Below are 11201 nucleotides of genomic sequence, written 5' to 3'. Positions count from 1 at the left end.
CTAGTTCCTTCACCCGAGTTCTCTCAAGCGCCTTGGTATTCTCTACCTGACCACCTGTGTCGGTTTGGGGTACGATTTCGTGTTACCTGATGCTTAGAGGCTTTTCCTGGAAGCAGGGCATTTATCACTTCAGCACCGTAGTGCCTCGTCATCACACCTCAGCGTTAATAAGGTACCGGATTTACCTGGAACCTCCGCCTACATGCTTAAACCGGGACAACCGTCGCCCGGCTGACATAGCCTTCTCCGTCCCCCCTTCGCAGTAACACCAAGTACAGGAATATTAACCTGTTTCCCATCGACTACGCCTTTCGGCCTCGCCTTAGGGGTCGACTCACCCTGCCCCGATTAACGTTGGACAGGAACCCTTGGTCTTCCGGCGAGCGGGCTTTTCACCCGCTTTATCGTTACTTATGTCAGCATTCGCACTTCTGATACCTCCAGCATGCCTCACAGCACACCTTCAACGGCTTACAGAACGCTCCCCTACCCAACAACACATAAGTGTCGCTGCCGCAGCTTCGGTGCATGGTTTAGCCCCGTTACATCTTCCGCGCAGGCCGACTCGACCAGTGAGCTATTACGCTTTCTTTAAATGATGGCTGCTTCTAAGCCAACATCCTGGCTGTCTGTGCCTTCCCACATCGTTTCCCACTTAACCATGACTTTGGGACCTTAGCTGGCGGTCTGGGTTGTTTCCCTCTTCACGACGGACGTTAGCACCCGCCGTGTGTCTCCCGTGATAACATTCTTCGGTATTCGTAGTTTGCATCGGGTTGGTAAGCCGGGATGGCCCCCTAGCCGAAACAGTGCTCTACCCCCGAAGATGAGTTCACGAGGCGCTACCTAAATAGCTTTCGGGGAGAACCAGCTATCTCCCGGTTTGATTGGCCTTTCACCCCCAGCCACAGGTCATCCGCTAATTTTTCAACATTAGTCGGTTCGGTCCTCCAGTTAGTGTTACCCAACCTTCAACCTGCCCATGGCTAGATCACCGGGTTTCGGGTCTATACCCTGCAACTTAACGCCCAGTTAAGACTCGGTTTCCCTTCGGCTCCCCTATACGGTTAACCTTGCTACAGAATATAAGTCGCTGACCCATTATACAAAAGGTACGCAGTCACCCCATAAAGAGGCTCCCACTGCTTGTACGTACACGGTTTCAGGTTCTTTTTCACTCCCCTCGCCGGGGTTCTTTTCGCCTTTCCCTCACGGTACTGGTTCACTATCGGTCAGTCAGGAGTATTTAGCCTTGGAGGATGGTCCCCCCATATTCAGACAGGATACCACGTGTCCCGCCCTACTCTTCGAGTTCACAACCTGTGCATTTTCGTGTACGGGACTATCACCCTGTACCGTCGGACTTTCCAGACCGTTCCACTAACACACAAGCTGATTCAGACTCCGGGCTGCTCCCCGTTCGCTCGCCGCTACTGGGGGAATCTCGGTTGATTTCTTTTCCTCGGGGTACTTAGATGTTTCAGTTCCCCCGGTTCGCCTCGTTAACCTATGTATTCAGTTAACGATAGTGTGTCGAAACACACTGGGTTTCCCCATTCGGACATCGCCGGGTCAAGGGTTCATATCACCTCGCCGGCGCTTTTCGCAGATTAGCACGTCCTTCATCGCCTCTGACTGCCAGGGCATCCACCGTGTACGCTTAGTCGCTTAACCTCACAACCCGAAGATGTTTCACTTCATGGTTGCGAAAATTTGAGAGACTCGAACACACATGAGCTGTGTGTCGTTTCAATTTTCAGCTTGATCCAGATTTTTAAAGAGCAAAACTTCGCAGTGCACCTTTTCAGGTTCACTCTGAAGTTTTCTTGTGTTCGCAGTAAAAGATGGTGGAGCTATGCGGGATCGAACCGCAGACCTCCTGCGTGCAAGGCAGGCGCTCTCCCAGCTGAGCTATAGCCCCATCGTAGTCACCTCTGTACCGGTAATTTTTGTTGAGGCAAGGCGTGGTGACACGAATCATACTCAGGTATGTGAGTGTCGCCGCAACGCAGCATCAGCAAAAATTTGGTAGGCCTGAGTGGACTTGAACCACCGACCTCACCCTTATCAGGGGTGCGCTCTAACCACCTGAGCTACAAGCCTGTAGAGGTTTTTTACTGCTGTTTTTCATCAGACAATCTGTGTGAGCACTGCAAAGGCAGGTTCTTTAAGGTAAGGAGGTGATCCAACCGCAGGTTCCCCTACGGTTACCTTGTTACGACTTCACCCCAGTCATGAATCACAAAGTGGTAAGCGCCCTCCCGAAGGTTAAGCTACCTACTTCTTTTGCAACCCACTCCCATGGTGTGACGGGCGGTGTGTACAAGGCCCGGGAACGTATTCACCGTGGCATTCTGATCCACGATTACTAGCGATTCCGACTTCATGGAGTCGAGTTGCAGACTCCAATCCGGACTACGACGCACTTTATGAGGTCCGCTTGCTCTCGCGAGGTCGCTTCTCTTTGTATGCGCCATTGTAGCACGTGTGTAGCCCTACTCGTAAGGGCCATGATGACTTGACGTCATCCCCACCTTCCTCCAGTTTATCACTGGCAGTCTCCTTTGAGTTCCCGGCCTAACCGCTGGCAACAAAGGATAAGGGTTGCGCTCGTTGCGGGACTTAACCCAACATTTCACAACACGAGCTGACGACAGCCATGCAGCACCTGTCTCAGAGTTCCCGAAGGCACCAATCCATCTCTGGAAAGTTCTCTGGATGTCAAGAGTAGGTAAGGTTCTTCGCGTTGCATCGAATTAAACCACATGCTCCACCGCTTGTGCGGGCCCCCGTCAATTCATTTGAGTTTTAACCTTGCGGCCGTACTCCCCAGGCGGTCGACTTAACGCGTTAGCTCCGGAAGCCACGCCTCAAGGGCACAACCTCCAAGTCGACATCGTTTACGGCGTGGACTACCAGGGTATCTAATCCTGTTTGCTCCCCACGCTTTCGCACCTGAGCGTCAGTCTTTGTCCAGGGGGCCGCCTTCGCCACCGGTATTCCTCCAGATCTCTACGCATTTCACCGCTACACCTGGAATTCTACCCCCCTCTACAAGACTCTAGCCTGCCAGTTTCGAATGCAGTTCCCAGGTTGAGCCCGGGGATTTCACATCCGACTTGACAGACCGCCTGCGTGCGCTTTACGCCCAGTAATTCCGATTAACGCTTGCACCCTCCGTATTACCGCGGCTGCTGGCACGGAGTTAGCCGGTGCTTCTTCTGCGGGTAACGTCAATTGCTGAGGTTATTAACCTCAACACCTTCCTCCCCGCTGAAAGTACTTTACAACCCGAAGGCCTTCTTCATACACGCGGCATGGCTGCATCAGGCTTGCGCCCATTGTGCAATATTCCCCACTGCTGCCTCCCGTAGGAGTCTGGACCGTGTCTCAGTTCCAGTGTGGCTGGTCATCCTCTCAGACCAGCTAGGGATCGTCGCCTAGGTGAGCCGTTACCCCACCTACTAGCTAATCCCATCTGGGCACATCTGATGGCAAGAGGCCCGAAGGTCCCCCTCTTTGGTCTTGCGACGTTATGCGGTATTAGCTACCGTTTCCAGTAGTTATCCCCCTCCATCAGGCAGTTTCCCAGACATTACTCACCCGTCCGCCACTCGTCAGCAAAGCAGCAAGCTGCTTCCTGTTACCGTTCGACTTGCATGTGTTAGGCCTGCCGCCAGCGTTCAATCTGAGCCATGATCAAACTCTTCAATTTAAAAGTTTGATGCTCAATGAATTAAACTTCGTAATGAATTACGTGTTCACTCGTTGAGACTTGGTATTCATTTTTCGTCCGAGGACATTAAGAATCCATGTCACTTTGAGTGCCCACACAGATTGTCTGATAAATTGTTAAAGAGCAGTTGCGACGCGCTTCAGCGCTCTGTCGCGAGGTGGCGTATATTACGCTTTCCTCTTTCAGAGTCAACCCTGATTTTCAGGATTTTTTCTCTTCAGCCGACCGGGTTGTTTGTGAAGTGATTCACATCCGCCGTGTCGATGGAGGCGCATTATAGGGAGCCGCCGAGGAATGACAAGCGGAAAAATGCATTTTTATTTCAACCGCTCACCTTTTCGCCAAAACGCCTATTTTTGGTGCTTTTTAATCTCTTTTGGCAGTTCTGCCAGACTAGTTATCACCCAGTCGGCTGCATTTTCTGCTTCTGGGGTGACCGGTTTACCGGTACGCACTAATACTTTGGTACCTACACCTGCCGCCGTTGCTGCCTGCATATCTTCCAGTTTATCGCCCACCATATAAGATGCGGCCATATCAATGTGCAGGAATTCCTGTGCAGAGATAAACATGCCCGGGTGTGGCTTACGGCAATCGCAGGTCTGACGATACGCCTCTACACTTCCCTGCGGGTGATGCGGACAATAATAGATGCCATCAAGATCGACGCCGCGATCGGCCAGAGACCAGTCCATCCATTCCGTCAGCGTCTCGAACTGCGCTTCGGTAAATTTACCCCGGGCGATACCGGACTGGTTAGTTACCACCACCAGCGCATAGCCCATCTCTTTCAACTGGCGCATGGCATCTATTACGCCCTCGATAAATTCGAACTCATCAATCTCATGGACGTAACCGTGATCCACATTAATAGTGCCGTCACGATCGAGAAAAATTGCGGGTACAGATTTTGCCACCGGTTTGCTCCTGAAAAAGGCTTGTTCAGCTAGTATCTCATGAATCGCAGCGCAATAAAGTGCTCATCGCAAAGAGGTGGATTGATTTAGACGTCTGGATGCCTTAACATCCATTTTGTTTACGGTCATTCCCCGTATCTGGCAGAAGAAAATGCCACGGCTAACTTACTTACGATAAAAATAATCTAATGATTAAACTTTCCAATATCACCAAAGTGTTCCAGCAGGGGAACCGAACCATTCAGGCGCTGAACAACGTCAGCCTGCATGTTCCTGCTGGTCAGATTTATGGCGTCATTGGCGCATCGGGTGCAGGTAAAAGTACGCTGATCCGTTGTGTTAACCTGCTTGAGCGCCCAACCCAGGGCAGCGTAGAAGTTGGCGGCCAGGAGCTTACCGCTCTCTCAGAAAAAGAACTCACCAAAGCGCGTCGCCAGATTGGCATGATTTTCCAGCACTTTAACCTGCTGGCCTCACGCACCGTTTTCGGTAACGTTGCGTTACCCCTGGAGCTGGATAACACACCAAAAGAAGAAATTACGCGTCGCGTCACCGAACTGCTCGATCTGGTTGGTCTGGGTGATAAACATGACAGCTACCCGGCAAATTTGTCCGGCGGGCAAAAACAGCGAGTAGCAATCGCTCGCGCGCTGGCAAGCAACCCAAAAGTGCTGCTGTGCGATGAAGCCACCAGCGCATTAGATCCGGCTACCACGCGCTCTATTCTGGAACTGTTAAAAGACATTAACCGTCGTCTGGGCCTGACTATCCTCCTTATTACGCATGAAATGGATGTAGTGAAACGTATCTGCGACTGTGTAGCAGTCATCAGCAACGGTGAGCTGATTGAGCAGGACACGGTGAGCGAAGTCTTCTCGCACCCGAAAACGCCGCTGGCTCAGCAGTTCATTCAGTCCACACTGCATCTTGATATTCCGGAAGATTATCTGGAACGACTGAAAACAGAAGCCGTTGCAGACAGCGTTCCAATGCTGCGCATGGAGTTTACGGGTCAGTCCGTTGACGCACCGCTGCTTTCCGAAACCGCGCGTCGCTTTAACGTTAATAACAACATTATTAGCGCGCAGATGGATTACGCCGGTGGCGTGAAGTTCGGCATTATGCTGACGGAAATGCACGGCACACAGGAAGAAACCCAGGCGGCAATTGCCTGGCTGCAAGAACATCACGTAAAAGTAGAGGTACTGGGTTATGTCTGAGCCGATGATGTGGCTACTGGTTCGCGGCGTTTGGGAAACGCTGGCAATGACCTTCGTATCGGGCTTCTTTGGTTTTGTGATTGGGCTGCCGGTCGGCGTGTTGCTGTACGTCACGCGCCCGGGTCAAATTATTGAAAACGCGAAGCTGTATCGCACGCTCTCTGCGCTGGTGAACATTTTCCGGTCTATTCCGTTCATTATTCTGCTGGTGTGGATGATTCCGTTTACTCGCGTGATCGTCGGGACGTCGATTGGTTTGCAGGCGGCAATTGTCCCGCTGACAGTAGGCGCGGCACCGTTTATCGCCCGTATGGTGGAAAACGCCCTGCTGGAAATCCCAACAGGCCTGATTGAAGCTTCCCGCGCGATGGGTGCAACACCAATGCAGATCGTTCGCAAAGTTCTGCTGCCAGAGGCGCTGCCTGGGCTGGTGAACGCAGCAACCATCACGCTTATCACGCTGGTCGGTTATTCCGCAATGGGCGGCGCCGTAGGTGCTGGCGGTTTAGGCCAGATTGGATATCAGTACGGCTATATTGGCTATAACGCTACCGTAATGAATACCGTTCTGGTATTGCTGGTTGTGCTGGTTTACTTAATTCAATTCTCTGGCGATCGTATCGTCCGGGCTGTTACGCATAAATAACGTTACAAACAACACAAACTCGACGAGTTAAGGATATAACATGGCGTTTAAATTTAAGACCTTCGCAGCAGTAGGCGCACTGATTGGCTCGCTGGCACTGGTGGGTTGCGGTCAGGACGAAAAAGATCCAAACCACATCAAAGTAGGCGTTATCGTCGGTGCAGAACAGCAGGTTGCTGAGGCCGCGCAGAAAATCGCTAAAGAGAAATATGGCCTGGACGTTGAACTGGTGACCTTCAACGATTACGTTCTGCCGAACGAAGCGCTGAGCAAAGGCGACATTGACGCTAACGCCTTCCAGCATAAACCGTACCTGGATCAGCAGATCAAAGATCGCGGCTACAAACTGGTTGCTGTCGGTAACACCTTCGTTTACCCGATTGCCGGCTACTCCAAGAAAATTAAATCTCTGGATGAACTCCAGCCGGGTTCACAGGTTGCCGTCCCTAACGACCCAACCAACCTTGGCCGTTCCCTGCTTCTGCTACAGAAAGTGGGCCTGATTAAACTGAAAGAAGGCGTTGGCCTGTTACCGACCGTTCTGGACGTAACCGAAAACCCGAAAAATCTGAAAATTGTTGAGCTGGAAGCACCACAGCTGCCACGTTCTCTGGACGATGCGCAGATCGCCCTGGCCGTGATCAACACCACTTACGCCAGCCAGATCGGCCTGACCCCAGCGAAAGATGGCATCTTCGTTGAAGATAAAGATTCCCCGTACGTCAACCTGATCGTGACTCGCGAAGACAACAAAGACGCGGAGAATGTGAAGAAATTCATACAGTCATATCAGTCTGAAGAAGTGTACCAGGAAGCCAATAAGGTGTTTAACGGCGGCGCGGTTAAAGGCTGGTAATCTCCCGGCAGTGTAATATCATCAAGACGGGCATTTGCCCGTCTTGTCATTTGTGCGGTCAACTGCTTCAATATCTGACGTTTTGATTATCCACTGAGGAATTATTATGCGTGCTTTACCGATCTGTCTTTTAGCACTGATGCTGAGCGGCTGTTCTATGCTAAGCAGATCTCCTGTTGAACCTGTTCAAAGCACTGCAACCCCGCCAAAAGCGGAGCCAGCAAAACCGAAAGCGCCTCGCGCTGCGCCGGTACGTATTATTACCAAAGCCGACGAGCTGGTCGGTAAGCCATTCCGTGAACTGGGCGAAGTGAGCGGCGAATCCTGCCAGGCAACGAATCAGGACTCTCCACCCAATATTCCGACAGCCCGCAAGCGTATGCAAATCAACGCGTCGAAAATGAAAGCCAACGCGGTGTTGCTGCACAGCTGTGAAGTCACCAGCGGCACACCAGGTTGCTATCGTCAGGCGGTATGTATCGGTTCTGCGCTTAACATTACGGCGAAATGAGTTCATTTCAGTTCGAGCAGATAGGCGTTATCCGCTCCCCTTATAAAGAAAAGTTCGCCGTGCCGCGTCAGCCGGGTCTGGTCATTCACGGCGGCGGCGAGCTTCATCTTGTCGCGCCGTATAACCAGGCCGATGCAGTGCGCGGGCTTGAGGCGTTCAGCCATTTATGGGTGGTCTTTGTGTTTCACCAGACCATGGAAGGCGGCTGGCGTCCCACTGTGCGTCCTCCTCGTCTGGGCGGAAATGCCAGAATGGGGGTCTTTGCCACCCGCTCAACCTTTCGTCCCAACCCCATCGGAATGTCGCTGGTCGAGCTGAAAGGCATACGTTGTCAGAGAGATCAGGTGATCCTGGAGTTAGGTAGCCTTGACCTGGTTGATGGCACACCGGTCATAGATATTAAGCCTTACCTGCCCTTCGCCGAAGCGCTGCCGGATGCCCGGGCAAGCTATGCTCAGGACGCACCGCAGGCAGATATGCCGGTTCACTTCACATCTGAAATAACGACGCAAATCAGCGAGCTGGAAAAGCGTTATCCACGTCTGCGTGACTTTATCGTTGAAGTGCTGGCGCAGGACCCCCGTCCCGCCTACCGCAAAGAAGAGGAAGCCGGGAAAACGTACGCCGTCTGGCTGCTGGACTTTAACGTGCGCTGGCGCGTGACTGCGGCGGGTTTTGAAGTGTTTGCCCTGGAACCCAGGTAATTTTGTTCTCCTCTCTTTTGGCATCTTTGCCACACTGGTAAACTAAACCACTTTTTTTGTGTCAGGCTGGTGTTTCAGCCTGTTCCAATCGTCGAAATGGAACCGTAACAACATGCGTACTAGCCAATATCTGCTCTCCACTCTGAAGGAGACACCTGCCGACGCCGAGGTGATCAGCCACCAGCTGATGCTGCGCGCCGGGATGATCCGCAAGCTGGCCTCCGGGTTATACACCTGGCTGCCGACCGGCGTGCGCGTCCTGAAAAAAGTCGAAAACATCGTGCGTGAAGAGATGAACAACGCCGGTGCTATCGAGGTGTTAATGCCGGTCGTTCAGCCCTCTGAACTGTGGCAGGAGAGCGGTCGCTGGGAGCAGTACGGTCCTGAACTGCTGCGTATTGCCGATCGTGGCGATCGTCCATTCGTCCTCGGCCCAACGCATGAAGAAGTGATCACCGATCTGATCCGTAACGAGCTGAGCTCTTACAAACAGCTGCCGCTGAACTTCTTCCAGATCCAGACCAAGTTCCGTGACGAAGTGCGTCCACGCTTTGGCGTCATGCGTTCTCGCGAGTTCCTGATGAAAGATGCTTACTCTTTCCATACTTCTCAGGAATCGCTGCAAGAGACCTACGACAAAATGTACGCGGCCTACAGTAAAATCTTCTCCCGCATGGGGCTGGATTTCCGTGCTGTACAGGCTGATACCGGTTCAATCGGCGGTAGCGCCTCCCATGAATTCCAGGTTCTGGCGCAGAGCGGCGAAGACGATGTGATCTTCTCTGACTCCTCTGATTACGCCGCGAACATCGAATTTGCAGAGGCGCTGGCACCAAAAGAACCACGCGGCGCGGCAACGCAAGAGATGACGCTGGTTGATACGCCAAACGCGAAAACAATCGCCGAGCTGGTTGAGCAGTTTACTCTGCCGATCGAAAAAACCGTGAAAACCCTGCTGGTGAAATCGGCTGAAGGTAGCGCTTATCCACTGGTTGCCCTGCTGGTACGAGGCGATCACGAGCTGAACGAAGTGAAAGCCGAGAAGCTGCCGCAGGTTGCCAGCCCGCTGACCTTCGCAACGGAAGCGGAGATCCGCGCCGTGGTGAATGCAGGTCCTGGTTCTCTGGGCCCGGTGAACATGCCTGTTCCGGTGGTCATTGACCGCACCGTTGCGGCGATGAGCGACTTCGCTGCGGGCGCAAACATCGACGGTAAACACTACTTCGGCATCAACTGGGATCGGGACGTGGCGACGCCGGAAGTGGCTGACATCCGTAACGTGGTCGCAGGCGATCCAAGCCCGGACGGCAAGGGTACCCTGATGATCAAACGCGGTATCGAAGTAGGCCACATCTTCCAGCTGGGCGATAAGTACTCACGCGCAATGAACGCTGCCGTTCAGGGCGAAGATGGTCGTAACCAGGTTCTGACCATGGGCTGCTACGGCATTGGCGTAACGCGCGTTGTTGCTGCCGCTATCGAGCAGAACTATGACGAACGCGGAATCGTCTGGCCGGATAACATCGCGCCGTTCCAGGTAGCGATCCTGCCAATGAACATGCACAAGTCTTACCGCGTGCAGGAGCTGGCTGAGAAACTCTACGCTGAGCTGAGCGCGAAAGGTCTCGACGTGCTGATGGATGACCGTAAAGAGCGTCCTGGCGTGATGTTTGCTGACATGGAACTGATCGGTATTCCACATACCATCGTCATTGGCGACCGTAACCTCGACAGTGACGAGATTGAATACAAGTACCGTCGCAACGGCGAAAAACAGATGATCAAGACGGGCGATATTCTTGATTACCTGGTGAAAGCCATCAAAGGTTAAGAAACAAAAAACCCCGCCAGTGCGGGGTTTTTTAATGGCTATATCTTATTTGCTTTCGCAGTCTTTCCCCGCAGCAAACTTCGCGTCTTTATCAGCCACCAGCGTTTTCACCAGCTCGCCGCTATCCGGGTTTGGCTCCAGCGTAAAATGCCCTTCAACCGTCAGCAACACTGGCTTACTGTCGTTGCCGCGCGCGACGGCATAGTCTCGCTCCAGCTGGGCATTGTTCGCCACGCTGACTTTCTTCCCGGTTGCACAGTCAGTGAAGATCGCCGCATCCGCCATGTAGAAATACATTCCTCGCATCGCCATTGGGGTGGCTGGCAGGGTCGCTTTCACCGGGGCCAACGTGTAGTTGAACTGGGATTCAATCGGATTGCCTTCGCGATCGAGCATCTCCATCCCCTCGCCTTTGGCGCGGAAGAAGGTTTTATCGCCCGTGGTATCCGTCAATACCAGCTTCTCAGCCGTACGCGCCCATGTTCCGTAAGATGCAAAAGAAGACGGTTCTTTCGCCCCCTGGTAACGCTGGTTCATGACCCAGGTGCCATCTTTTTGCAGGAACAGAGAGGTTTCGATGCCCTCGCAATCTGCACACGGTAATACGCCGCGCCAGCTTTGCTGCATCGGCTTTAATTCTTCATTTTGCGTTGGCTGTAGTACCTGCGTTTCCGAACGGTTATTACAGCCAAAAAGCGCAAACAGGCTTGTCACGGCCAGCGCTGATAATAATGCTTTTTTCACAATACTTTCCTTATGAAAAAGGGTATCCCTTTCATC

General features: G+C 52.8%; 8 protein-coding genes, 2 tRNA genes and 2 rRNA genes (1 of these 12 cut by a window edge). 6 read left to right on the top strand and 6 right to left on the bottom strand.

Annotated elements, in window-relative coordinates:
* The 5 genes from L384_RS11220 to gmhB form a co-directional block, all read right to left on the bottom strand.
* Positions 1–1674, bottom strand: a 23S ribosomal RNA gene (locus L384_RS11220) (its annotated part extends 1062 nt beyond the left edge of the window); the annotation flags it as partial.
* 171 nt (positions 1675–1845) lie between these two features.
* Positions 1846–1921 (bottom strand) — tRNA-Ala (locus L384_RS11225).
* 105 nt (positions 1922–2026) lie between these two features.
* Positions 2027–2103: transfer RNA gene (locus L384_RS11230), tRNA-Ile, on the bottom strand.
* A gap of 70 nt (positions 2104–2173) precedes the next feature.
* Positions 2174–3715 (bottom strand): 16S ribosomal RNA (locus L384_RS11235).
* 371 nt (positions 3716–4086) lie between these two features.
* The gene (gene gmhB, locus L384_RS11240; protein ID WP_003856122.1) at positions 4087–4653 is read right to left on the bottom strand and encodes a D-glycero-beta-D-manno-heptose 1,7-bisphosphate 7-phosphatase; all 567 of its coding nucleotides are present in this window, start codon (positions 4651–4653) and stop codon (positions 4087–4089) included.
* 188 nt (positions 4654–4841) lie between these two features.
* Here gmhB and metN point away from each other — a divergent pair, with 188 nt between their 5' ends.
* The 6 genes from metN (at position 4842) to proS (ending at position 10421) form a co-directional block, all read left to right on the top strand.
* The gene (gene metN / locus L384_RS11245) at positions 4842–5873 is read left to right on the top strand and encodes a methionine ABC transporter ATP-binding protein MetN (protein WP_003856124.1); all 1032 of its coding nucleotides are present in this window, start codon (positions 4842–4844) and stop codon (positions 5871–5873) included.
* Positions 5866–6519 (top strand): methionine ABC transporter permease MetI, encoded by a 654-nt coding sequence (locus L384_RS11250; RefSeq protein WP_003856130.1) that lies wholly within the window; start codon positions 5866–5868, stop codon positions 6517–6519. The genes metN and L384_RS11250 overlap by 8 nt, the downstream gene beginning before the upstream one ends.
* A 40-nt stretch (positions 6520–6559) precedes the next feature.
* Positions 6560–7375 carry a methionine ABC transporter substrate-binding lipoprotein MetQ gene (gene metQ / locus L384_RS11255; RefSeq protein WP_023324183.1) on the top strand — a complete coding sequence of 272 codons (816 nt, stop codon included), beginning with the start codon at positions 6560–6562 and terminating at the stop codon, positions 7373–7375.
* A gap of 106 nt (positions 7376–7481) precedes the next feature.
* Positions 7482–7886 carry an Rcs stress response system protein RcsF gene (rcsF, locus tag L384_RS11260; RefSeq protein WP_003856133.1) on the top strand — a complete coding sequence of 135 codons (405 nt, stop codon included), beginning with the start codon at positions 7482–7484 and terminating at the stop codon, positions 7884–7886.
* The gene (tsaA, locus tag L384_RS11265; protein ID WP_003856135.1) at positions 7883–8590 is read left to right on the top strand and encodes a tRNA (N6-threonylcarbamoyladenosine(37)-N6)-methyltransferase TrmO; all 708 of its coding nucleotides are present in this window, start codon (positions 7883–7885) and stop codon (positions 8588–8590) included. Before rcsF ends, tsaA begins: the two co-directional genes overlap by 4 nt.
* Before the next feature lie 112 nt (positions 8591–8702).
* Entirely contained in the window at positions 8703–10421 is a 1719-nt protein-coding gene (gene proS / locus L384_RS11270; RefSeq protein ID WP_023324182.1) for a proline--tRNA ligase, read from the top strand.
* A gap of 45 nt (positions 10422–10466) precedes the next feature.
* Here the strand turns inward: proS and nlpE are convergent, their stop codons facing one another.
* Entirely contained in the window at positions 10467–11165 is a 699-nt protein-coding gene (gene nlpE, locus L384_RS11275; RefSeq protein ID WP_017383734.1) for an envelope stress response activation lipoprotein NlpE, read from the bottom strand.
* Between the last annotated feature and the right edge of the window lie 36 nt (positions 11166–11201).

The sequence above is a fragment of the Enterobacter sp. MGH 38 genome (assembly GCF_000492855.1).
Lineage (GTDB): Bacteria > Pseudomonadota > Gammaproteobacteria > Enterobacterales > Enterobacteriaceae > Enterobacter > Enterobacter hormaechei_C.
This window is presented reverse-complemented; position numbering and strand designations above follow the sequence as displayed.

Excerpts from the sequence above, each read along its gene's own strand:
- proS (WP_023324182.1), top strand. The coding sequence starts at position 8,703 with ATGCGTACTAGCCAATATCTGCTCTCCACTCTGAAGGAGACACCTGCC.
- rcsF (WP_003856133.1), top strand. The coding sequence starts at position 7,482 with ATGCGTGCTTTACCGATCTGTCTTTTAGCACTGATGCTGAGCGGCTGT.
- metQ (WP_023324183.1), top strand. The coding sequence starts at position 6,560 with ATGGCGTTTAAATTTAAGACCTTCGCAGCAGTAGGCGCACTGATTGGC.
- tsaA (WP_003856135.1), top strand. The coding sequence starts at position 7,883 with ATGAGTTCATTTCAGTTCGAGCAGATAGGCGTTATCCGCTCCCCTTAT.
- metN (WP_003856124.1), top strand. The coding sequence starts at position 4,842 with ATGATTAAACTTTCCAATATCACCAAAGTGTTCCAGCAGGGGAACCGA.
- L384_RS11250 (WP_003856130.1), top strand. The coding sequence starts at position 5,866 with ATGTCTGAGCCGATGATGTGGCTACTGGTTCGCGGCGTTTGGGAAACG.